Raw genomic sequence first — 21,926 nt, 5'->3', positions numbered from 1 at the left:
CACAGCAAGAAACTAAACCGCAACATCAGTTGGTATTATGGGAAAGATAATTGGTATTGACTTGGGCACCACGAACTCGTGCGTAGCCGTGATGGAAGGCAATGAGCCGGTCGTGATTCCGAACTCGGAAGGTGCCCGGACAACGCCCTCGGTGGTCGCGTTTATGGACAACGGCAACGGCGAACGTAAAGTCGGTGCCCCCGCGAAACGTCAGGCCATCACAAACCCGAAAAACACAATCTCCTCGATCAAACGCTTCATGGGTAAGCGGTTCGGCGAGGTAACGAACGAAACCAAAAACGTTGCCTATGACGTGGAAAACGGCCCCAACGGGACGCCCCGCGTGCGCATCGGCGACCGGCAATATACGCCACAGGAAATTTCGGCCCTGATTCTGCAAAAAATGAAGCAGACCGCCGAAGATTACCTCGGCCAAACCGTTACTGAAGCCGTTATTACCGTACCGGCCTATTTCAACGACGCCGAACGGCAGGCTACCAAAGAAGCCGGGCAGATTGCCGGTCTCGACGTTAAACGAATCATCAACGAGCCGACCGCTGCGGCTCTGGCCTACGGGTTGGATAAAACCGACAAAGACCAGAAAATTGCCGTATTCGACCTCGGTGGCGGTACGTTCGATATTTCGATTCTGGAACTCGGCGATGGCGTGTTTGAAGTGAAATCGACCGATGGCGATACACACCTCGGTGGCGATGACTTCGATCAGGTAATTATCGACTGGCTTGCCAACGAGTTCAAAGCCGACGAAGCTATCGACCTGCGGCAAGACCCGATGGCCCTGCAACGCCTGAAAGAAGCCGCCGAAAAAGCGAAAGTTGAACTGTCAAGCTCGAACTCGACCGAAATCAACCTGCCGTATATCATGCCGGTGAACGGCATTCCGAAGCACCTTGTTCGGACGCTGAGCCGCGCGAAATTCGAGCAGTTGGCCGATTCGCTCATTCAGCGGTCGCTCGAACCCTGCCGCCGTGCGCTGAAAAACGCCGGGCTGTCAGCCGCTCAGATCGATGAGGTGATTCTGGTGGGTGGCTCGACCCGGATTCCGAAAGTGCAGGAAGAGGTAGAGAAATTGTTTGGCCGCAAGCCCTCGAAAGCCGTTAATCCCGACGAAGCCGTAGCCATTGGTGCTGCCGTGCAGGGTGGCGTGCTGACGGGCGAAGTGAAAGACGTGCTGCTGCTCGACGTGATTCCGCTCTCGCTCGGTATCGAAACGATGGGTGGCGTATTCACGAAGATGATCGAAGCCAACACCACCATTCCGACCAAGAAAACAGAAGTCTATTCGACCGCTTCCGACAATCAGCCGAGTGTGGAAATCAACGTGTTGCAGGGCGAACGGCCTATGGCGCAGCAAAACCGTCAGCTTGGCCGGTTTATTCTGAGCGACATTCCGCCTGCTCCGCGTGGTGTGCCGCAGATTGAAGTAACCTTCGACGTAGACGCCAACGGTATTCTTAATGTAACGGCGAAAGACAAAGGCACGGGCAAAGAGCAGAAAATCCGCATCGAAGCCAGCAGCGGCCTGACCGACGCCGAAATCAACCGGATGCGCGAAGAAGCGAAAGCCAACGAAGCCGCCGACAAAGCCGAGCGCGAAAAAATCGAGAAGGTAAACGCTGCCGACTCTATGATTTTCCAGACCGAGAAGCAGTTGAAAGACTACGGCGATAAGCTGTCGGAAGGCAACAAAACGGCGATTGAAACGGCCCTTGCCGGTCTGCGTACCGCCCACGGCTCGCGCGACGTTGCGGCCATCGACGCGGCTCTCGAAACGCTGAACAACGCCTGGGCTGCGGCCTCGCAGGAGTTATACAATGCCACCAACGGCGCGGGTGCCGACCCAATGGCCGGTGCTGGCTTCGACGGCGGCAACACCAACCCGAACACGCAAGGCCAACCCACCGGCGACAACGTGTCGGACGTACCGTATGAAGAGGTGAAGTAAAACAGTTTGAGTGTAGCCCCGCCGAGGAAACTTGGCGGGGCTTTTTTGATTTACCGAAGATGAAGAAATACTATTCAGAACTGTTAATTGTAGCGTGTACTATAGCAAACGCTTATTTTTCTTTACCGCTTTTAGCCAAATGGGCAAGTACTTGGGTTGGTGAGGATTGGGTTACGAAGTCAGGACCTTTAGGTGATACGTTCGGAGGGTTATTGTCTCCTATCATTGGGGGCTTTAGCATCTATTTAATTTATAAAACGTTTAAGGCTCAGGGAGAGCAATTGGAGGATCAGAAGAAAGCAACTAAGACTGAGAGTGATGCAGTTTATGTTAGTGAACTGAGAAATTTATTAGAAGAAGTAGATAACCAGTTAGAATCAATTCAATACACAGTACCTAATATGATGTTGATGTCTGTTCATAATGGTTTAGAAGCTGTATCAAATTGGGTTAGCGTTCATCAAACGAAGGACGGATTCATTGGCTCATTGACACCACAGGATAAAAGATTAATTAGCGATGTACGTAGATCAGTGGAGTTGTTCTGTTTTGTTGTTGGACGATTGTTCGCTAACAAATCGTTACTGAAAAGAGAATTAGGAAAAATGTTCCAGAAGCGTCTACAACTTGCGGTTGCTCAAAAATTCATCATTATATTAGATTTGGTCCGCACAATACAGTCTGAACTTGAGGTAGTTAACAATAAATCTCAAGAAGAAAACGAAAAATCAAGTGCGTCAGACGAGACGCTTATAAACAATACGTGGTCCCCCAATGTCAATTTTCTAATAGCTGAATATAATGCTCTAAATTCTGCCCTCGACGCTTTGTCAAATTGTGGGATGCTTATGATGGGGGAAAAAAATGCAACTCTCGATGAATATCTTGAAACTGGTGAAGTCAACAAAAATGAACTGAAAAAAATTGATTTTAACTCAGTGTTTGTTATTAAAAAGTATTGACTTGGACACAGTTCTTCTTCAGCCCATGCTACCGTGTAAGCCATTCTTTCGCTTTCTTCATCACCTCAGTATTTGGCACCAAACGGCCTGCGTTGGCCGATGTTAAGGCACATTCCAATTGGGCAATCAGTTCGGGCGACTCGGTAGATTTGCCAGTACGATGATTCAAAAAATCGTTGACCGTCAGCAGCAAATCTTCTAAATCTTCCTCTTTCTGGATGTGGTCGATTTGCTGATGCAAGGTTGTTTTGAGTTCTGTTGCCGTCATATGTATGGCTGTTTTTCTCAAAAAAATGAAATCAACGCCATTACCAAATCCGCCCGTCGTGTAAATCCCAAGTTGGGTAGATAATGTCCCAATCGTCGCCCCATACTAAGTTGCCGCTGTCGATTTTGAACGATTGAAACAGGTCGGGCTGGCGGTATTGGGCGTAATCTTGCTCGTTAGTCCGTCGCGTTAGCGACCTAATGTTTATAGCAATAACGAACCCCGCCAACCCCACCGTCGCGTAGCGACCAAACGAAGAAGGCGCGTAAGGATTGGTCGCTATGCGACGGGAGAAGCCATAGAAAGCGATTTTCTACAAACATTAGGTCGCTGACGCGACGCCAAACGAAGCATAGAGATAATCAACACCAATGTGTGTATCAGAGATCAGACAAATTTCTCAAATGACCAGACAAAATTCCGCATCTTTACCATCATGACAGCGCAAGACCGCACAAATCTTATGTTGCGTGCCTTGAAAGGAATATCGGCAACGGATTTCTTTAAAACGGCTGACATTACCGGCTATAAGCGCGAGCAGTTGGCCGAGGTGTTCGATACGTCGTTGAAAACCTTTCAGCGATACGAGCGAGAACAGAAAAAACTAAATCCGCAGGACAGTGAGAAAGTGCTGAAAATCATGGCCCTTTTCCAAAAAGACGAGGGCGTTTTTGGCTCCGCCGATGCGTTTCGGCGGTGGATGGACAAACCAGCCTTTGACCTTGATGGTCAGGTGCCGTTCGACCTGCTGCATACGTCAGGCGGTACAAACCTCATTATGGATGAGGTAACACGCATCGAATTTGGTGATTTAGCCTGATTAGCCAATACGTGGTTATTGCATCAAGAAAGCCAGGAGACGCAAAGGGTTGCTGACGCAGGTGAGACGCAAAAGGTTGCTGACGCGAAAGAGACGTAAAGGGTTGCTGACGCGAAAGAGACGCAAAGGGTTGCTGACGCGAAAGAGACGCAAAGGGTTGCGTCTCTACGCGGGACGATCAAATGTAGAGACGCAACCCTTTGCGTCTCTTTCGCGTCAGCTACAGCCTATTCGGCAATTGTTACCGCCCGTTTTTCAATTTCTCGTACTCGCGCTCAACCATAGCCTTCTCGCTGCCCTGCGTATAGACCGAGAGATAGTGCGACGCCAGGCCGATGCCCCAGCCTATCATTGCCACCAGCGGCCACGGAAAGCCCGCGCCCCGAAAGTCGCCGAAGCGAAAGCCGTTGAGTACGAAATAGAGTACCCATAACATCGCGTTGACGAGCAGGTACGAACGTAGGTGCATTTTGAAGCCAACGCGCTTTTTGGCCTGTTTCCATAAAAATTCGTCGCGTTGCGGGGTTTCGGGGTATGTTGCCATGATTGATTAGTGGTTAATGAACAGGTCAAAGATGCACCAAAAGCACCCCCGAACGCCCGCAAAATCCGACCAAATGCCTAATTTGCGGAGTAAATACGGCTTCTCCAATGACTAATTCCGAAATCGTTGACCTGCTCGAACTCACGGGCCGGCTGATGGAACTGCACGAGTACGATACGTTTAAAACCCGCACGTTTTCGTCGGCGGCTTTTAACCTCGATAAATCAACCGCCGACCTTGCCAACCTGCCCGTCGAAGAACTCATCAAACTGCCGGGCGTGGGCAAATCCATCGCGCAGAAAATCCGCGAAATTGCCGAAACCGGTCGCCTGACCGACCTCGATGAACTCTTAGCCAAAACACCCGCTGGAGTTCTCGACATGTTTCGCATAAAAGGGCTGGGTGTCAAGAAGATTGGCACCCTCTGGCGCGAGTTGGGCATTACCGATTTGGCCGCGCTGCAAACCGCCTGCGAAACCGGGGAGGTCGCTAAAATCAAAGGATTCGGCAAGGCCACGCAGGACAAAATTTTAGTCGCGCTGGAGTTTTTGCAGGAGCAGAAAGGCAAACTGCGGATGGACAAAGCCGCCATGCTCGCCGGGCTGCTGCACGACGAACTAAAGCCGCATTTCGGGCGGGTAGACATCAGCGGGCAGGTGCGCCGGAAAGCGCAGGAGGTCGATACGGTGCAATTGCTGTTGCAAACCGCTGATCCGGTGTCGGCCATGCTCACGCTCAACAGCCTGCCCAACCTGGCGCAGCACGAAGCCGACTCGTCGCCGTTTGCATGGCGCGGGCAGCGCGAAGGATTCGACGTGCGGGTTGAATTGCTGCTGCTGCCGCCCGAACAGATGGACCGGCAACTGTTTATTCAGACCGCTGCCGATGCCCATTTGCAGCAGGTAGGTGCGGGTGGCATAGCCCTGTTACAGGCCGCTTATGTAAGCACAGACACGTCAGAAACAGCCATTTACGGGCGGGCAGGCTTGCCGTATATCGTGCCTGAAATGCGCGAAGATGACTTCGCCTTCCGCTGGGCCAGCCGCCACCGTACCGACGAACTTGTGACCTGGGACGACCTGCGTGGTACGCTCCACAACCACAGCACCTGGTCGGATGGCAAACAGAGCGTGGCCGACATGGCCGCTTACGCCCGTGAACTGGGGCTATCATACTTTGGTATTGCCGACCATTCGCAGACGGCCAGCTACGCCAGCGGGCTTGATGCCGAGCGGGTTCGGGCGCAGCAGGCCGAAATCGACGCGCTCAACGCCGGGTTTGGCGATAGCTTCCGCATTTTTAAAGGCATCGAATCCGATATTCTGAGCGACGGTTCGTTAGACTACGACCCCGAAACACTGGCAACCTTCGATTACGTAGTAGCCAGTGTGCATCAGACACTTACGATGTCGCTCGAAAAAGCTACGAGCCGATTGTTACGGGCCATCGAAAATCCGTACACCACCATACTGGGCCATCCTACGGGCCGGTTGTTACTGGCCCGCGAAGGCTATCCCATCGACCACCGCGCCATCATCGACGCCTGCGCCGAACATGGAGTAACTATCGAAATCAACGCCAGCCCCTACCGGCTCGACATTGACTGGCGTTGGATTGACTACTGTATGGAACAGGGCGTGATGCTGAGTATCAATCCTGATGCGCACAATCTGGCCGGGCTGCTCGACATGCACTACGGCGTGGCGGTTGGCCGAAAGGGTGGATTGACGAAAAATATGACATTTAATGCCTTGACATTGAGTGAGATGAACATATTTCTGCAAAAACGTCGCAAGCGGATACATGATAATTCGTAGGTAACGCCCTTTATGAGTAAGGCGACTCCTTAACCTCCGCGTATGCGTTTTCTTGTTTTACTGCTTTCTGTTTGCCTGCTCAACGGGGCGTTGGCCCAGCAAAAACCGCAAACGGCTTACTCGGCAACGGGCTACGTGCGCGACGCGAAGAGTGGAAAACCTATTCAGGGCGTCAATATCGTAGTAATCGACGTATCGAAAGGATATGTTACAGCCAAAGACGGGTACTACGTAGTTACGATGCTGCCTGGTAAGTATGTGCTGAAATTTACGCACGTCGGCTATCGGCCTAAATATGACACCATTACGCTCGATAAGCTGCTGTTTCGTGAGATTGTGATGGAAGACGCCACCAAAGACCTCGAAGAAGTGGTGGTCACGAGCGAAGCCCCCGACCGCAACGTGCGGAAGGTGGAGATTGGCGTAACCGAACTCAGCATCCGCAGCATCCGCCGGATTCCGCCCCTGATGGGTGAGGTCGATATTGTACGGAGTCTGCTGCTGCTGCCGGGGGTGACGACGGTGGGCGAGGGCGCACCGGGTTTCAACGTGCGCGGGGGTAGTGCCGATCAGAACTTAGTTTTGTTCGATGATGCGCCGGTATTCAATTCGAGCCACCTGATGGGCTTTTTCTCGGTCTTCAACCCCGACGTTGTGCGCGACGTGACGCTGAACCGGGGGGGCGTGGCTGCTGCCTACGGCGGTCGGGCGTCGTCGGTACTCGACGTGCGCATCCGCGAACCAAACACCGACAAGTGGGGTGTTAATGGCGGTATCGGACTGATTTCGAGTCGGTTGGGTGTTGAGGGGCCAATCAGTAAAAAACTGTCGTTTCTGGCGGCTGGGCGGGCGTCGTTCAGTGATTGGCTATTTGCGCTGGGTCCGCCAAATCTGCGCGGTACGAAAGCTAATTTCTATGACATCACGACCAAACTGAAATACCAGCCCAACGAACAGCACACCATCACCCTGACGGGCTACTTTAGCCGCGACGTCTTCAAGCTGGCGTCCGATTCGCTGTCGAGTGCCGAGATTAACGCTTCATCGACGCAGTTCGATTATCAGACACTCAATGGCACCCTGCGCTGGAATTACTTCATCAGCAAGCAGTTGAATCTGGCAACGTCGGCGGTTTTCGCTCAGTACGGGGCCGATTTGTCGGCTCCCGACTCGGCCAATGCGTTCAACCTGCGGTCGGGCATCTGGCACCGGCAGTTGAAAACCGACCTGACCTACACGCCCAACGAAACCCATCAGTGGCAAACCGGCCTGAGTGTCATCGACTACCTCGTGCAGCCCAACACCCGCACTGCTGGTCCGTTCTCGAACATTTTGCCCATCGACCTGCCCCGTGAACGGGCGTATGAACTGGCGGCTTACGTGCAGGATGAATGGAAACTGAATGCAAATGTGGCGTTGCTGGCCGGGCTGCGCTACTCGGCCCTGCTGAACCGTGGCCCCGCCGAAGTACGCACCTACGCCGAGGGGCTACCCCGCGAAGACGAATCGGTCGTGTCGCGGCAGACGTATGACGCGGGGCAGATTTACCATTCGGCGGGCGGTCTTGAACCCCGGCTGGCGGTGCGCTGGTCGGTGGGAGAGGGCAAATCCATCAAAGCGGGTTTCAGCCGGTTGCGGCAATACATTCAGCAGGTTACGAACACCACGGCGGCCCTGCCTACGTCGCGCTGGCACCTGAGCGACGTATACACCAAACCGCAAATTGCCGATCAGTGGTCGCTGGGTTATTTCCGAAACACCCGCGACAATGCCGTTGAAGCGTCGGCGGAGGTGTATTACAAAACCATGCAAAATGCCATCGACTTCCGCGATGGGGCCGATCTGCAACTGGCACCCGCCGTTGAGACCCAGATTGTGCAGGGCAGCGGACAGGCGTATGGGTTTGAGGGATTAATCAAAAAAAATAAAGGACTTTGGACGGGTTTTGCCAGTTACACCTACGCCCGCACGTTTCTGACCATGAACAGCCCGTTTCGTGAAGAGCGCGTGAACAATGGGCGGGCCTATCCGGCCAACTTCGATAAACCCCACACACTGAATGTATTAGCTACGTACCGCCCGCTGACGTGGTTTAGCCTGTCGCTCAATTTTACGTACAGCACGGGCCGACCCATTACGCAGCCCTACGCCCGCGCCCGCATCAACGGCGTGTTCGTGCCGATCTACGTCGACCGGAATCAGCAGCGTATTCCTGACTACCACCGGCTCGATTTCTCGATGACGTTTGAGCAAAACCCCGAAAAGAAAAAGCGTAATCAGAGCAGTTGGGTGTTCTCGGTCTACAACGTCTACGCCCGAAAAAATGCCTATTCGGTGTTTTTTCGGCTGAATCCGCGCTCCCTGTCCGATGCCTACAAGCTGTCTATATTCGCCACCGCCTTCCCGTCGCTGACGTATAACTTTAAATTTTAAGAGCGAAAGAATGAAAGAGCGAAAGAGTGGCACATTCATTCTTTCACTCTTTCACTCTTTCGCTCTTTCACTCATTTATGAAACGCACATTCCTCATTCTTAGCCTGCTCGTGGTAGCAATCTCCTGCGTGACGGAGTACCAGCCCGAAACCATTCGGATTGCGCCCGCGCTCGTAGTGGAAGGCCAGATTACCGATCAGCCCGGCCCCTACACGGTGCGGCTTACGCGCACGGGCGATTTCTCGAACAAGGGCATCAACCTGCTCGAAACCGGGGCCATAGTGAGCATCGAAGACAATGTGGGGAATCGGGAAGCCCTGCGCGAACAGTCGCCGGGCGTGTATCAGACTCGCGCCAACGGCATGCAGGGCGTGGCCGGTCGAAGATATAAACTAACGGTTCAGACCCGAAACGGGCAACGGTTCGAATCGGATGCCGAAACGCTGACGGCGGCCCCGCCCATCCTGAACGTGTATACGGAATATAACAATCAACTGCGGCCCGGAACACAGGTGCGGGAGGAAACCTGGGACGTTTATCTCGATACGAAAGACCCCGAAACGGCGGGCAATTTCTACCGCTGGGAATGGACACACTACGAAGCAATCAACATTTGCCAGAAAACGGAGCAATCGGACGGTTCGTTCAACGGGCTGTTCTGTTGCTCGCCCTGCTGGGACATTGTGCGGTGTTACAACTGTATCAACGTGAGTTCCGACGCAAATTTTAACGGCAGAAACCTGAGTCGTCAGCGCATCACAACAGTGCCTTATACGTCGCGGTCGCGCTATTATCTGGAGATTCAGCAGCAGGCAATCAGCCGGGGGGCGTATCAGTTCTGGAAGAGTGTACGCGGATTGGTCAACAACACGGGCGGGCTGTTCGATCCGGCACCGGCCAGCGTGCAAGGTAACATCCGTAATCTGACCAGTGCCGCCGAACCCGTTTACGGTTACTTTGGTGCAACCGGCATTTCAGAGCGGGGATTTTACGTAGATCGGGGCAACGGGCAGGGCATTCCGCAGGTGTCGCCCCCGGTGGTCGTGTCGCCGTTGGCACCCTGCTTTCCATGTGAGAACTCAATCTATCGAACACCCAACAAACCACGCTTCTGGGTTTATTAAACGGTTTGCAGACCCGGTATAAATCAAATAAATTTGCGTAAATGTTTCGGGTATGGCCTCACCAATGAAACTTCTAATTTTACAAATGTCGTCTATCGGTAATATTGTTCTGTCAACGCCCGTGGTGCGTTGTCTGAAGAAACAGTTGCCGGGAGCCGTTGTGCATTTCTGTACCAAACCCGACCATGCGCCGATTGTAGACAGCAATCCGTACATCGATAAAGTGCATTACCAGGCAGGTAGTTTATACCGCCTGATTCGACAACTCCGGGCCGAACAGTTCGACTGCGTGATTGACCTACAGAATAACTTCACCACCGCGCTCATTAGAAAAGCATTGGGTGTTCAGTCGTATAGCGTTGATAACCTGGGGTTCAGAAAATGGCTCTACGTGCGCTGGAAGGTAAATCTTATGCCGAGTCAGCACGTGGTAGATCGCTATCTGGAAGCCCTGCAACCGCTTGGCGTTAAAAATGACGACTTCGGTCTCGATTACTTTATTCCGTATAAAGATCAGGTCGAAACCGATTGGCTACCGCCTACGCACCGCGACCATTACATAGCCTTCGCCATTGGCGGACGCCACGCCACCAATCGGCTCCCCATTGAACGATTGGTTGAGTTGTGCAGCAAAATAAACCACCCTATTGTGTTGCTGGGCGACAAACGGGATCGCGTAATTGGCGAACAGGTGGAGAAACAAGTAGGTACTAAGGCCATCTACAACGCTTGCGGCTTGTTTAATCTGAATCAGTCGGCATCTATTATTCAGGGCGCGTGGGTGGTATTCAGCCACGATACGGGGTTGATGCAAATTGCGGCAGCCTTTCGCAAGAAAGTATTTTCGATCTGGGGCAGCACAACGCCCAATTTTGGGGAAACGCCCTACAAAACGTCCTACCTGCGGCTCGAAAAATCAGGCTTGTCGTGTCGTCCGTGTTCGCTGACGGGGTCGGGGAAGTGTCCAAAAGGACATTTTCGCTGCATGAACGAACTGCCGTTCAAATTTGAGGAGCAGCAGTCGCGTCAGCAGAAAGAGAATCTGGATTAAGTCGCTCCAGAATGCGCCCGGCTACAGCCGCTACCGTAATGTTGTTTAGACAGGCCAGATCGCCCCGCCAGCAGGGTTTATTGCCAAACACAGAACAGGGGCGGCAGGTCAGCACGTCGGTCGGGATTTGAACAATTGCCTCATCAGATTGCCCCCACGGTCCGAAACCGGCGTCGGGGTGCGTACTGCCCCAGATCGATACCACCGGTACGCCACTCAGCGCGGCTAAGTGCATATTGCCCGAATCCATGCAGAGCATGGCATCAAGTCGCGCAATCAACTGTAATTCTGCCGATAACGAAAGCTGCCCGGCCACCAGAACGGCCTGTGGAAAGCGTTGTCGCAGGCTGTCGAGCTGCCTGATTTCAGCGTCACCACCCCCAAACAGAAATACCTGAAGCGGGCCACGGGCGTAAAGCTGTTCCAGCAGCAGTTCGTAGCGGGAAAACGGCCACATCTTCTGCGCGTGCTGGGCGAATGGCGCAATACCTAACCAGGGCGCATCGGTCACGAGCGTTTGCCGGTCTAAAAAGGCCGATAAGTCAGCCTTTGCCGAGGGGTCCAGGTTAGCAAACCGGAACGTGGGTGCGGGTTTTACCGCCAGATCAGCGGCATCGAACAGGCGGGCGTATCGCTCAACCGTGTGGGGTAAATGGCTCCGTACTTTGTTGGCTTTACGGGTCAGGGCTTTCTTTTCGGCCCTACCTTTATCGATTGTTACGACGCGCACGCCCGACAGCCGAAACAGGTTTTTAAGCACTGCCGACCGTAGATTCTGGTGAGCATCGGCCACTATATCGAACGTTGCCAGTTGCCGCAACTCCCCGAACAACCGCACCAATCCCGCCAATCCGTTATGCTGTCCGGCAAAATCGGCCCCCACTACCCGCACGTTGGGTATTCCGCTAAAAAACGGCGCGAACTTGGCACGGGTCAGCACCGTCACCTGGGCGTCCGGGTAGCGGGCCGTCAAAGCCTGCACCACCGGTGCCAGCAAGGCTACGTCGCCCATAGCCGAAAAGCGGAGAAGGAGAATGTTCATTTCATATGAGTGAAAAGTGAAAAGTTAAAAGTGAACCTGTTACCTCATTTATCACTCTACACTTTTCATTTTTCACTTTTTATACAGCACCGGATTCAGGGTGGGGTCGTTGTACATTTTCATCTGGCGGTAGACCTTCACGTAGCGGTTGCCGGTTTGAATGTCGTCGAGCAGTTCGTCGAAGCAGCGGGCGAGGTCGGCTTCCTGTTCCTGCAAGACGGCGAGTTTCTGGGCGGCCCGTTGCCGGTGTTCGTCCGAAACGTCGGTGCGGTCGGTTTGCTCGGCGAAGTGGTATATTTTCAGTTGTAGAATCGACATGCGGTCGAGCAGCCACGCGGGGGTTTCGGAGTTCATTCTGGCCGTGGGTTTGGGCGTAATCTGCGCGAATTGCTGGTATAAAACAGAATCCATGATTTCAACCACGTCGGTCCGGTCCTGATTCGACTGGTCGATTCGGCGTTTTACGGCTACCAATTCGCCGGGCTGTATATCGGGGCTGCGGATGAGGTCTTCGAGATGCCACTGCACCGTGTCGATCCAGTTTTTGCGGTACAGCAGGTGGGCGAAATCGCCCGATGGATAAGGGTTGTCGATGGGCGTATCAACATGGTCGGCGCGGTGGTAATCCCGGATGCTCTGCCGGAAAATATCGTTGGCGGAAGTAGCGTTCATAATCAGCGATTGGGCCGCAAAGATACGCCTTTTCACCGCGTCGGCCATACCTGAAACGCTTCGCCCGCGCCGAACTCGCTGCGGCTGGCGGGCAGTTCCATAAACGCATTGGTATCGAGCAGGTTGGCAAAATCAGCCGAACCCGAACCCGGCAGCGGATGCGCTACGGTACGCCCGTCGGGTTCTGACGCGAGACGCACGGGCAGAAAATAGGTCAGTGGGGGGCGGAACGTGACGGGCGCGGCCAACTGGGCAAACTGTGCTGGTTGGGGCGGCAAACCGAGCGAGGCCCGCAGATAGGGCAGCACATAGCGATAGCCGCACAAGACCGTTGAGACCGGGTTGCCGGGCAAGCCAAACACCGTTCGCTGCGGTTCGCCAGCGGCCACGCGGGTGCCGAACCAGAGCGGTTTGCCGGGCCGCTGGTCAATTTTGTGGAAAAGTTGCTGTACGCCCAACTCCATCAGAATGCCCGGCACAAAATCAGCTTTACCCGCCGATACGCCCCCGCTTACAATTAGTATATCGTTGGTTTCGAGCAGGTTAGCCAATCGGTCGCGGAGCAACGCTTTATCGTCGCGGATGTGATGCACAGTGGCCGCAATACCCAGCGACCGTAGCGCGGCTTGCAGCATAAACGTGTTCGATTGCCGAATCTGGTAGGGCAGGGGCGTATCGGCAATGCCAACCAACTCATCGCCCGTAGAAATCAACGCCACGCGGGGCAGCACACCAACCGATACATGTACCTGCCCGACCGACACCGCCACCGCTATTTCGGCGGGGCCAAGCTGCGTGCCGACTGGCATCAGTTCATCGTTTGCCCGCCTGTCAGTAGCCTGATGATGAACGTGCTGGCCTTCTGCCAAATCATCGACGGTAATGGTCGCCTGTTTCTGGGTGGTCTGCACGTCTTCGTAGCGCACTACCGTATCGGTGCTGACCGGCAACATGGCTCCGGTCATTACTTCCAGACACGTGCCTGCTTCGGTCAGCGTTTGTTGCGGTTGCCCGGCAAACTGCGTTCCCGTGATCGGAAACGTGCGCTGCCCGGCAGCATAGTCAGCGAAGCGAATGGCGATACCATCCATTGCAACCCGGTGAAACGGCGGAAAATCGCGGTCGGCCCGCACCGGCTGGCGCAACACCCGACCGAGCGCATCGGTCAGCGGAATCGTTTCGTTGGGCAGCGTAAGCAGGTGTTGCTGCGTAAGGGCGAAGGCGTCGAAAACGGAAAGCACTATTTTAGTGATGAGTGATGAGTGATGAGCGATGAATTTAAACGATGAATGTAAAGAAAAAGTAGTATTATTCATCACTCATCACTCATCACTCATCACTCATCACTATGTTCTCTCATCTCAACGCCGATGGCAACCCGGCAATGGTCGACGTGGGCGGCAAGGCCGTAACGCGCCGAACGGCCCGCGCCCGGAGCGTGGTTTCGCTCAACGCCGAGATCATGCAGCACCTGAACGGGGCTGATATTCTGACCAAAAAAGGACCGGTATTTCAAACGGCTATCATTGCCGGAACAATGGCCGCCAAACGTACCGACGATCTGATTCCGCTCTGCCACTCGCTGGGTCTGGATAACTGCCAAATCACCATTACGACCGAGGGCAACGACGCCCTTATCGATTGTCTGGTTTCGACAGAAGGCAAGACGGGTGTGGAAATGGAAGCCTTAGTGGGCGCGTCGGTGGCGGCTCTGACCATCTACGACATGTGCAAAGCATTTTCGCACGACATCGTGATTCATGAAATCAAACTGATAGAAAAAACGGGTGGAAAACGCGATTTCAAACGCGACTGAGCCAACGCTCAACGGATTGGTGCTGACGGGTGGCCGCAGTACGCGTATGGGCCGCGACAAGTCGCAGTTGGTGTATCACGCCAAGCCCCAGCGCGACCATCTTACCGATTTATTGCGGCCCTATTGCAAACGCGTCTTCTGGTCGGTCAATGCGCAGCAGGCGGCTGAACTAAACGGTACGACGCAACCGTACATCGTAGATGCATTCGACTGGCCGGGACCGCTCAACGGTATACTGTCGGCGTTTCGGTACGACTCTGCCGGGGCGTGGCTCGTGGTGGCCTGTGATTTGCCGTTGCTCACGACCCGCTCGCTCGACGCGCTCGTGCAGAACCGCGACCCAACGAAGCTGGCGACGGTTTTCTACGACACCGACGGTCGGCAGCCCGACCCGTTGCTGGGTATTTACGAACCTGCGTTTGCGCCGGTAGCGTTGGAGGCTGTCGCTCAAAACTGTTTTTCGCCCCGGCAGTTACTTATGCAGCACCCCACCCGGTTGCTCATCGCTCCCGACCTTCGCGAGCTAACTAATGTGAATGACCCCATAAACAGGCAATTAGTATGACTCCACTCCGCTCTTTGCTGCTAACGGCGGGTTCGCTGCTGTTTGGTACGGCTACGGCCCAACGCGCCGACCCGCCCGCCGACCTTCGTCAGTTTAGCGAGCAGCGCATTCGTCACCAGAAAACGCTCGGTCTGACATTAGGCGGTTATGCACTGGCAAACATCGCTGTAGGTAGTATTGCCGCCGGGCAAACGTCGGGCGAGACCCGGTATTTCCATCAGATGAATGTGTACTGGAACCTGTTCAATCTGGGAATTGCGGGCGTAGGTTTGCTCGGTTCGCGCAAACGCACGGAGGAGGGTGAAACGCTGGCGCAGGCCATCCGGCAACACGAAAACATGAAACAGGTGTTGCTGATAAATACGGGTTTAGATGTGGCCTATGTGATGGGTGGGCTATATTTGCGCGAACGGGCACAAACCCGCCCCGACCGGGCCGACCAATTGCGTGGCTACGGCACTTCAGTCATGCTACAGGGCGGATTTCTATTTGCCTTCGATTTGGTGAACTATCTGATTTTCAAGAATCGGGGCGACCGGCAGCAGGAACGGTTGTTACAGGCCACGCCGTCGGGCGTTGGGCTGGTACTACCGATTCGCTAAACGTAACGCGGGTGGAAACCCGCACAAGTTGAATCGTCATGCGGGTTTCCACCCGCGTTACTGTATGGAACAAGACGAATATTTTCTTCGACAAGCAATTGAGTTGGCCCGCGAGGGCATGAATAGCGGGCAGGGCGGGCCATTCGGCTGCGTTATTGTGCGCAATGGCGAAGTGGTGGGACAGGGGTGCAACCGCGTTACCAGCACCAACGACCCCACAGCCCACGCCGAAGTGGTGGCCATTCGCGACGCCTGCCAAAACCTCCGGGCGTTTCAGCTTACCGACTGCACCCTCTACACGTCCTGCGAACCCTGCCCCATGTGTTTGGGTGCCATCTATTGGGCGCGTCCGGCCCGCATTGTATACGGTGCGCTGCATTCCGATGCTGCCCGCGCTGGTTTCGACGATCAGTTTATTTACGAACAAATCGACAAACCCCGCGAGCAGCGCAGCATTCCGATGCAACAGCATCTCCGCCCCGAAGCCGACGCCGTGTTTCAGGAGTGGATAGCGATGGAAGATAAGCTTAATTATTAGTGATGAGTGATGAACGATAAGTGATGAGTATTTCTGCGCCAGCCCACTCATCACTCATCACTCATCACTCATCACTCATCACTCATCACTACTTTGTCTTCCCATCACATTGTCCGCGATGAGCAGGAACCGGCCCTGCTGATTGCCAACGGCGAAAGCTGCCACCCCGAGTTGCTCGGCCAACTGCTCGAATGGAGTCCGGTCGTGGTAGTGCTCGACCATGCCATTTACCGCGTACTTGATCTGGACATCAAAATAGACGTCTGGCTCGGTGATTTCGACCAGATTCAGGAAACTGATTTTGAGCAGGTTCGGGCGCGGCAGTATCCGCTTGATATTGTGCATACGCCCGATCAGGACAAAACCGATCTGGAAAAAGGTATCGACTATCTCATTGAACGCGGTTTTCCGGCAGTGAACATCATTTGGGCCACCGGTCGCCGGGCCGACCATGCCATCACGAACATGACCAATATCGTGCGCTACAAAGACCGCATTCGGATTGTCGTGTTCGACGACCACTCCAAAATTTTTCCGTTGGTGGGGCGGTTCGAAAAGTGGTACGCGGCCAAAACGCCTATTTCGCTCATTCCGGTTGGCACCGTAACGGGCATCCGCACCGAAGGGCTGACGTATAATCTGCACAACGAAACGCTGACGCTCGGCTACCGCACCGGCAACAGCAACGAAGCGGCAGAAGACGGTTTTGTATGCATCACCGCCGAATCGGGCGATTTGCTCATTATGGAATGCTGGGATTAGACCCCCTACCGAACCAATAAAATTCGTCCGCTAAGCTTACCTTGCGCGGCATCGGCGATGGGCCACGGTGCGCCCGAATCGCTGATTTGCAGCGTGTAAAAATATAAACCAGCCGGTAACGATTCGCCCGATTCGGCGCGGCCATCCCAAACCAGTTCGTTTAGCCCAATGCGCCCGTGCTGGCGGAATCGACGGATTATACGCCCGGCTAAATCGCTGATTGTCAACAGGAGTGAATCAGGTGCGCGGTCGCCGGTTAGTTGCGTGGAGAATAAAATCTGGTCGCGAAAGGGGTTTGGATAAGCCGTGAAATCGGTCAACAAGCGTTCGCGCAGAATACGAAACTGAACCCGATAGGGCGCGGCCCGATTGCCGAGGGCGTCGTGAGCAGTAGCGAGCAGGTGATAGGTGCCATCGGGCAGGTCTGGCGAGGCATAGCGCAGCCGAAACACGTTATCCGGGCCAGCGGGCCGACTGGTAGACCCGCGCCAGCTCAGCCGCTCGAACGGGCGGTTGGAGCCGGGGCGTTGCAGAAACAGGTCGATGCCCGACGTGTCGCGCCGGAGCAGGGCGCGGTTATCGTCGGCTACCAGCAGGTCGATAATAGGCCGGGCCGACACTACGGCGTCGTTTTCTATTCGCGCACCGTCGATAGCCACTTCGAGCAGCGGCCCGCGTGTGTCGGGCTGCACGGGCAGGGCCAGATTGAGGGTGTTGTTGGCAAACGAATATTCGGGCAGGATGCGCGGGTTGACGGTCAGCACCAGCCGATTCAGACCCGGCAGCGACTCGGTTGGCAGGCGGGTAGTGAACCGAAGCGTATCGCCGGGCTGGGGCGATCCGATGCGCCATTGCTGCGTTAATGGAACTGTTTGACTGGCAGCGTACAGGGTTTGTCGAACCGTCAGCGAGTCGGTAAATGAAACCGGGCCGAGGTTGGCAAGCCCGAACGTAACCGTCACCGTGTCGCCCTGGTACACGTCGCGGAGGGGCGCATTAGCCAGAAAAATGACGCCATCGGGTAAGTGCGTGTTGGGCTGGTTTGCCAGGTTTGGGTCAGAACCAGACACGTTCAGTTCGGCAGTGGCCGTGTTGTTGGCGCGGTTGTCTTCGGCAATATCGCCCAGCGGATTCAACGTAATCTCGAACCGATGGGAGCCAACGGCATTTCGCTCGTTGGGCAATGTCAGCACCAGCGTATCGCGAAATGCTACCGCACGCGGCCACCGCAGGTTGTAGATACCAGTCTCCTGTTCATTCACAAACCGGCGCACCCGCACGGGCAACGACCTGCCCCGAAACAGGCTGCTGTTTTGCACTACCGCCCGTATCCGAACAGAATCGCTCTGTGCCGTTAGCGGTTGGCTGCTGTCGCCCAGAATCTGCAAACCGCCCACCGATATGGCGTAATCGGGCGTTTGGAACGGGAACGGGCGAATGGCCGGATCGCCCTGCAACACCATCTGCTGAACATTGGCGACCGTACCTCCATCCGACGACCGGGCCAGCACCCGCCGAATGGTTTCCTGTTGCAACTGTCCGATAGATTTATGAAGCTGCGTGCTGTCGGTGAGGAGTTTATAAAATTCTGTGCTGTACTGATCGAGGTATTCGGCGTAGCTCAGATGGCTGGGGGCGAGACAGGCGATGGCTCCGCGCCGGGGCGTCAGAATCCAGTCGGCAGAGAGCGTTGGCCGACCGAAGAAAAAGTTACCGACCGCACAGCCGTTGATGAGCAGCACCGGGTAGCGACCCCGATTGCGATAGCCGAGCGCATCGTTTGAGCAAAAACCGATGTCTACATCCGTTACGTCAAGTCCCGAATGGCCGAAAAACGTCATCAGCCCCACGCCCGCGTTCACCGGTCCCGACACATCGACCGGCTCCACAAAATCGGTCGTTTGCCGGGCTACGGTACTGACCTGCGCCCCCAGCGGTTCGGCAGTGGCTCTTGCAGCATAACCATCCACCAGCGACCGGAATAACTCTACTTCGCCGGGCGAACGGCCTCCGCTCAGGTGCAGCCAGTTTTTGCGCCAAAGCTGGTCGTTGGTCTGGTTTTCGTACTCAGTCACTTTGTCTAAATAAGCCAGTACCTCCTGCGGACTTCCGGCGTTCACGCGTCCGGTCGGAATGGCCGGTACATCGGCAGCGAAGCCGTCCAAACCCGCCGTAAATAGCGCGTCGGAAGCCGGAAATCCCATTGTCATAACTAAGTCCAGCCGGGCCTGATCGGGGTTGCGCCGAACGCCGGGCGTGAGCCGACCCCGACCCAGCAGGAGCAAATAGTGCGGTCGTTTGGCCGACTCCCGGCTTTGGTGCAGGAGTTGCCCGGCAAACCGGCGAATTGCCAGCGGGTGCCGTTCGCCATAGCTGAACTGATCGATCAATTGCGTCATCGTAACTGTCAGTGTATCGAAACTGCCCCCGGCTATCGACGCCCGGTAAGCCGCGTAATCGCGCACGGGATTGGCACTGCCAGTGGTAGGTTGCATCAGGTCTTCGTGGCTGATTATCAGATACGTTGGTCGGCGTCTGCTGAAGTCCTGAAACAATACAGGCCGGATGCCCGTAACGTTTAGCGGGTGGCTGCTACTGAGTATGGTTCGGCGTATGTCGGTCCCGCGCACTACCAGCCGGGCCGTAGCGGGTGCGGGCCTTGTATGACCGATGCAGACGGGCGCGTTGGGTTCCGTGATGTCAAAAAAGCGCGTGTCAGGCAGTACGTCGCCAACCACCATCAGCGACCGCCCGGCGGGGTTAGGCGGCAACTCTAACCGATAAAGTGGCTGATTGCCGACCGTGAGCCGCTGCGGATACCGCACCCGAAGATAAGAAATCGAATAGCGGTCGGTTTCGCTCGAAACACCCCGCGATACGGTCGAGAGTCGCAGCCAGTTGCCGGCGTCAATTTGTTGCCAATCAAGTAGTTGTTTAATACGGGCGTTGTCGTACCCCGAAAATCGTATCGAATCGAGCAACCATTGCGGGCCAGTCAGCGGCCCGGCGAAGCACTCGACGTGGTGATTCTGAAACTCACGTCCAACCAGCAGGATCTCAGTTTCGGGGCGCGGGCCATTTCGGTAGGCGTTGGGCATCGGAATAGCCGTGTCATAGGGTTTGTCTTTTTGCTGAATTGGTCCCGTATACCCTTCGCCCGCTTCGTAATGGCTGAACTCGGTTTTTCCAACAAGCCCAGTCGCGTAGCCGGGGTAAGTGTCGGTAAAAACGCGCCGGTCTTCGGCCCAGTGAAACGGCTCCGGCGTCAGGTCCGCGCCGGTGGTGTCGGTGTACGCAGCCATGCGTCGGCCCGGCATCCCGTCGAGCCGCCAGGTCAGAAAATAGGCCGTAGTGTCGCTAAACAGGCTGTAGTAGGTGTGCGGTTGGGCCGACGTGGGCCTGTACAAAGCCGAATCGGCAAGGCCATCGTTTGCGCGGCCATAGAATTCGATATAGTCGTCGGCATCGAATTGCCCATTGGTTTCGCCGGAAATAAAAATCGCCTGTTCAATGCCCCGATGAAATAACTGTATCGTGCGCGGATCAATAGCGTTTGTCGGTACGCCCGCCTGCCGCAACTGACCCGCGCTAATGCGGTAAAGGCCGCTCTGCGCCACCGGGATTTTCACATACGATTGGTAATAGTTGATCCAGCGCGTGGGGTCAGACGAGGGCAAAACAGATTGCGCGGTCAGCGAACTGGTTATGAGCAGTAATGGGAGTACAAAACGAGCGAACATCTTTATGGACAAAGCGGGCCATAAAGATATGCGGTTTCGCGAATTGTTTATTTGTCGGGCTGCTCCGTTTCTGTGCTTTTTAACGCCCAGTAAATCAGGACTGGCTGAAAAAACAAACGTGTCAGCCGCTTCTGGTCAGTATCCAAGCCGAAGGCACTACGCTGATTCATATATTGGGAAATGTTGCCGGGAAAGATGGCCGTGAAAAAAGCGGCAGCAACCCGGCCAACGGCTTTGCGGTGCTTTTCAGGGGTTAGTATCAGACTGCTGCCCAAAGCAATTTCGGCCAGACCCGAATAGAGAACCGTATCGTCTTTGGGCAACGGTACCCAGTCGGGGACTTGCGCCCGGAACGCTTTCCGGGCAACGGTCAGATGGCTGACACCCGCCAAAACCAACGACGTACCTAATACTACGCGGGCTGTTCTCTTAATGACGCGCTCGTTCATTGACAGTATGTTGAGTGAATAAACTACTTAACCCAAAAAAACGGCATAGGTTTGAGCTAAATAAATTGCCACATAACAAACCGCTCGCCCGGTATTATCGACCGCTAATCCATCGGATCGAAATATTTTACCAAAGTACCTTGCATTGCATAGTACCTTATTGTACCTTTGATGCAATAAGTTGTTGAATGATGGAATTATTGAGTGATTGAATGATGGAATGATCGAATGGATAAGTAAACCATCTGAATCGCTGGCTGACCATTCCATCATTCAACCATTCAACCATTCCATCATTCAACCCCTCAATCATTCAACCAGTAATGTCATGAATATAGAAAATGCACAGGTGCAGATGCGGAAAGGAATTCTGGAATTCTGCATTCTGCACATCATATCGCGGGGCGAAATCTACGCGTCCGATATGCTCGACGAGCTTACGTCGGCCCGCATCATGGTGGTGGAAGGAACGCTCTACCCGCTGCTGACCCGGCTCAAAAACGCTGGTCTGCTCGATTACAAATGGGTAGAATCGACCTCCGGGCCACCGCGCAAGTACTACATCCTGACCGAGTTGGGCCGCACGTCGCTCGACGCCCTCAACGAAACCTGGCTGGAGTTGTCGGATTCGGTCAATGCCATCATCAGCAAGACGGAGCAGCACACCAAACCGGCCAACGGCACAGCCGCCCCTATGGAAATGCCCGGATCACAAACACCTCCTTCATCAGCCATCTAACCCTCAACCTAAACCA

The 21,926-nt window shown here is 54.8% G+C and carries 20 protein-coding genes; 13 read left to right on the top strand and 7 right to left on the bottom strand.

The window, feature by feature from the left end:
• Window positions 1–37 precede the first annotated feature (37 nt).
• Both dnaK and AWR27_RS09235 read left to right on the top strand, forming a co-directional pair.
• Window positions 38–1,966: a molecular chaperone DnaK gene (gene dnaK / locus AWR27_RS09240; RefSeq protein ID WP_077130907.1), complete on the top strand. Its 1,929-nt coding sequence runs from the start codon at window positions 38–40 to the stop codon at window positions 1,964–1,966.
• Window positions 1,967–2,025: 59 nt separating this feature from the next.
• The gene (locus AWR27_RS09235) at window positions 2,026–2,928 is read left to right on the top strand and encodes a hypothetical protein (protein WP_077130906.1); all 903 of its coding nucleotides are present in this window, start codon (window positions 2,026–2,028) and stop codon (window positions 2,926–2,928) included.
• 28 nt (window positions 2,929–2,956) lie between these two features.
• Here AWR27_RS09235 and AWR27_RS09230 read toward each other — a convergent pair whose 3' ends face one another.
• On the bottom strand, window positions 2,957–3,196 hold the full coding sequence (locus tag AWR27_RS09230) for a hypothetical protein (protein WP_077130905.1): 240 nt from the start codon (window positions 3,194–3,196) through the stop codon (window positions 2,957–2,959).
• A 436-nt stretch (window positions 3,197–3,632) separates the two neighbouring features.
• Here AWR27_RS09230 and parS point away from each other — a divergent pair, with 436 nt between their 5' ends.
• A complete protein-coding gene (parS, locus tag AWR27_RS09220; RefSeq protein WP_077130903.1) occupies window positions 3,633–4,016 on the top strand; it encodes a type II RES/Xre toxin-antitoxin system antitoxin in 384 nt (127 codons plus the stop codon).
• 241 nt (window positions 4,017–4,257) lie between these two features.
• On the opposite strand, the gene AWR27_RS09215 is transcribed toward parS, so the two are convergent.
• Window positions 4,258–4,560, bottom strand: a complete 303-nt coding sequence (locus tag AWR27_RS09215) for a 2TM domain-containing protein (protein ID WP_077130902.1) — start codon at window positions 4,558–4,560, stop codon at window positions 4,258–4,260.
• Between the two features lie 107 nt (window positions 4,561–4,667).
• Between AWR27_RS09215 and AWR27_RS09210 the strand changes: the two genes are divergently transcribed.
• The 4 genes from AWR27_RS09210 (at window position 4,668) to AWR27_RS09195 (ending at window position 10,985) form a co-directional block, all read left to right on the top strand.
• Window positions 4,668–6,377, top strand: a complete 1,710-nt coding sequence (locus AWR27_RS09210; protein ID WP_077130901.1) for a helix-hairpin-helix domain-containing protein — start codon at window positions 4,668–4,670, stop codon at window positions 6,375–6,377.
• A 42-nt stretch (window positions 6,378–6,419) separates the two neighbouring features.
• The gene (locus tag AWR27_RS09205; protein ID WP_077130900.1) at window positions 6,420–8,810 is read left to right on the top strand and encodes a TonB-dependent receptor; all 2,391 of its coding nucleotides are present in this window, start codon (window positions 6,420–6,422) and stop codon (window positions 8,808–8,810) included.
• 77 nt (window positions 8,811–8,887) lie between these two features.
• Window positions 8,888–9,934 carry a DUF4249 domain-containing protein gene (locus AWR27_RS09200; RefSeq protein WP_077130899.1) on the top strand — a complete coding sequence of 349 codons (1,047 nt, stop codon included), beginning with the start codon at window positions 8,888–8,890 and terminating at the stop codon, window positions 9,932–9,934.
• A gap of 64 nt (window positions 9,935–9,998) precedes the next feature.
• On the top strand, window positions 9,999–10,985 hold the full coding sequence (locus tag AWR27_RS09195) for a glycosyltransferase family 9 protein (protein ID WP_232326017.1): 987 nt from the start codon (window positions 9,999–10,001) through the stop codon (window positions 10,983–10,985).
• On the opposite strand, the gene AWR27_RS09190 is transcribed toward AWR27_RS09195, so the two are convergent.
• The 3 genes from AWR27_RS09190 to AWR27_RS09180 form a co-directional block, all read right to left on the bottom strand.
• Window positions 10,936–12,027 (bottom strand): glycosyltransferase family 9 protein, encoded by a 1,092-nt coding sequence (locus AWR27_RS09190; RefSeq protein WP_077130897.1) that lies wholly within the window; start codon window positions 12,025–12,027, stop codon window positions 10,936–10,938. The genes AWR27_RS09195 and AWR27_RS09190 overlap by 50 nt on opposite strands.
• Window positions 12,028–12,099: 72 nt before the next feature.
• The gene (locus AWR27_RS09185) at window positions 12,100–12,699 is read right to left on the bottom strand and encodes a DUF4254 domain-containing protein (RefSeq protein ID WP_077133902.1); all 600 of its coding nucleotides are present in this window, start codon (window positions 12,697–12,699) and stop codon (window positions 12,100–12,102) included.
• A 32-nt stretch (window positions 12,700–12,731) separates the two neighbouring features.
• Entirely contained in the window at window positions 12,732–13,940 is a 1,209-nt protein-coding gene (locus AWR27_RS09180; RefSeq protein ID WP_077130896.1) for a molybdopterin molybdotransferase MoeA, read from the bottom strand.
• Between the two features lie 107 nt (window positions 13,941–14,047).
• Between AWR27_RS09180 and moaC the strand changes: the two genes are divergently transcribed.
• The 5 genes from moaC (at window position 14,048) to AWR27_RS09155 (ending at window position 16,982) form a co-directional block, all read left to right on the top strand.
• The gene (moaC, locus tag AWR27_RS09175; RefSeq protein ID WP_077130895.1) at window positions 14,048–14,515 is read left to right on the top strand and encodes a cyclic pyranopterin monophosphate synthase MoaC; all 468 of its coding nucleotides are present in this window, start codon (window positions 14,048–14,050) and stop codon (window positions 14,513–14,515) included.
• Window positions 14,487–15,080, top strand: coding sequence for an NTP transferase domain-containing protein (locus AWR27_RS09170; RefSeq protein WP_232326016.1), 594 nt, complete (start codon window positions 14,487–14,489; stop codon window positions 15,078–15,080). Before moaC ends, AWR27_RS09170 begins: the two co-directional genes overlap by 29 nt.
• A complete protein-coding gene (locus tag AWR27_RS09165; RefSeq protein WP_077130894.1) occupies window positions 15,077–15,682 on the top strand; it encodes a DUF6992 family protein in 606 nt (201 codons plus the stop codon). Before AWR27_RS09170 ends, AWR27_RS09165 begins: the two co-directional genes overlap by 4 nt.
• Window positions 15,683–15,746: 64 nt before the next feature.
• Entirely contained in the window at window positions 15,747–16,220 is a 474-nt protein-coding gene (locus AWR27_RS09160; RefSeq protein ID WP_077130893.1) for a nucleoside deaminase, read from the top strand.
• A 93-nt stretch (window positions 16,221–16,313) separates the two neighbouring features.
• Window positions 16,314–16,982 carry a thiamine diphosphokinase gene (locus tag AWR27_RS09155; protein ID WP_077130892.1) on the top strand — a complete coding sequence of 223 codons (669 nt, stop codon included), beginning with the start codon at window positions 16,314–16,316 and terminating at the stop codon, window positions 16,980–16,982.
• 5 nt (window positions 16,983–16,987) lie between these two features.
• On the opposite strand, the gene porU2 is transcribed toward AWR27_RS09155, so the two are convergent.
• A complete protein-coding gene (gene porU2 / locus AWR27_RS09150) occupies window positions 16,988–20,722 on the bottom strand; it encodes a putative type IX secretion system sortase PorU2 (protein ID WP_077130891.1) in 3,735 nt (1,244 codons plus the stop codon).
• A gap of 47 nt (window positions 20,723–20,769) precedes the next feature.
• Complete coding sequence (locus AWR27_RS09145) at window positions 20,770–21,171, bottom strand: DoxX family protein (RefSeq protein WP_077130890.1); 402 nt, start codon at window positions 21,169–21,171, stop codon at window positions 20,770–20,772.
• Between the two features lie 328 nt (window positions 21,172–21,499).
• Here AWR27_RS09145 and AWR27_RS09140 point away from each other — a divergent pair, with 328 nt between their 5' ends.
• A complete protein-coding gene (locus AWR27_RS09140) occupies window positions 21,500–21,910 on the top strand; it encodes a PadR family transcriptional regulator (RefSeq protein WP_077130889.1) in 411 nt (136 codons plus the stop codon).
• The last annotated feature ends 16 nt before the right edge of the window (window positions 21,911–21,926 follow it).

This window comes from Spirosoma montaniterrae (assembly GCF_001988955.1).
Classification (GTDB): Bacteria; Bacteroidota; Bacteroidia; order Cytophagales; family Spirosomataceae; genus Spirosoma; species Spirosoma montaniterrae.
Note: the sequence above shows the minus strand (reverse complement) of the source record. Positions and strands in the feature narration are given on the sequence as shown.

What these genes read in the sequence shown, in the direction of transcription:
- AWR27_RS09195 (WP_232326017.1), top strand. Translation starts at nt 9,999, where the DNA reads ATGAAACTTCTAATTTTACAAATGTCGTCTATCGGTAATATTGTTCTG.
- AWR27_RS09165 (WP_077130894.1), top strand. Translation starts at nt 15,077, where the DNA reads ATGACTCCACTCCGCTCTTTGCTGCTAACGGCGGGTTCGCTGCTGTTT.
- AWR27_RS09160 (WP_077130893.1), top strand. Translation starts at nt 15,747, where the DNA reads ATGGAACAAGACGAATATTTTCTTCGACAAGCAATTGAGTTGGCCCGC.
- AWR27_RS09185 (WP_077133902.1), bottom strand. Translation starts at nt 12,699, where the DNA reads ATGAACGCTACTTCCGCCAACGATATTTTCCGGCAGAGCATCCGGGAT.
- porU2 (WP_077130891.1), bottom strand. Translation starts at nt 20,722, where the DNA reads ATGTTCGCTCGTTTTGTACTCCCATTACTGCTCATAACCAGTTCGCTG.
- parS (WP_077130903.1), top strand. Translation starts at nt 3,633, where the DNA reads ATGACAGCGCAAGACCGCACAAATCTTATGTTGCGTGCCTTGAAAGGA.
- AWR27_RS09230 (WP_077130905.1), bottom strand. Translation starts at nt 3,196, where the DNA reads ATGACGGCAACAGAACTCAAAACAACCTTGCATCAGCAAATCGACCAC.
- AWR27_RS09205 (WP_077130900.1), top strand. Translation starts at nt 6,420, where the DNA reads ATGCGTTTTCTTGTTTTACTGCTTTCTGTTTGCCTGCTCAACGGGGCG.
- AWR27_RS09200 (WP_077130899.1), top strand. Translation starts at nt 8,888, where the DNA reads ATGAAACGCACATTCCTCATTCTTAGCCTGCTCGTGGTAGCAATCTCC.
- AWR27_RS09235 (WP_077130906.1), top strand. Translation starts at nt 2,026, where the DNA reads ATGAAGAAATACTATTCAGAACTGTTAATTGTAGCGTGTACTATAGCA.
- moaC (WP_077130895.1), top strand. Translation starts at nt 14,048, where the DNA reads ATGTTCTCTCATCTCAACGCCGATGGCAACCCGGCAATGGTCGACGTG.
- dnaK (WP_077130907.1), top strand. Translation starts at nt 38, where the DNA reads ATGGGAAAGATAATTGGTATTGACTTGGGCACCACGAACTCGTGCGTA.
- AWR27_RS09215 (WP_077130902.1), bottom strand. Translation starts at nt 4,560, where the DNA reads ATGGCAACATACCCCGAAACCCCGCAACGCGACGAATTTTTATGGAAA.
- AWR27_RS09145 (WP_077130890.1), bottom strand. Translation starts at nt 21,171, where the DNA reads ATGAACGAGCGCGTCATTAAGAGAACAGCCCGCGTAGTATTAGGTACG.
- AWR27_RS09140 (WP_077130889.1), top strand. Translation starts at nt 21,500, where the DNA reads ATGAATATAGAAAATGCACAGGTGCAGATGCGGAAAGGAATTCTGGAA.
- AWR27_RS09210 (WP_077130901.1), top strand. Translation starts at nt 4,668, where the DNA reads ATGACTAATTCCGAAATCGTTGACCTGCTCGAACTCACGGGCCGGCTG.
- AWR27_RS09190 (WP_077130897.1), bottom strand. Translation starts at nt 12,027, where the DNA reads ATGAACATTCTCCTTCTCCGCTTTTCGGCTATGGGCGACGTAGCCTTG.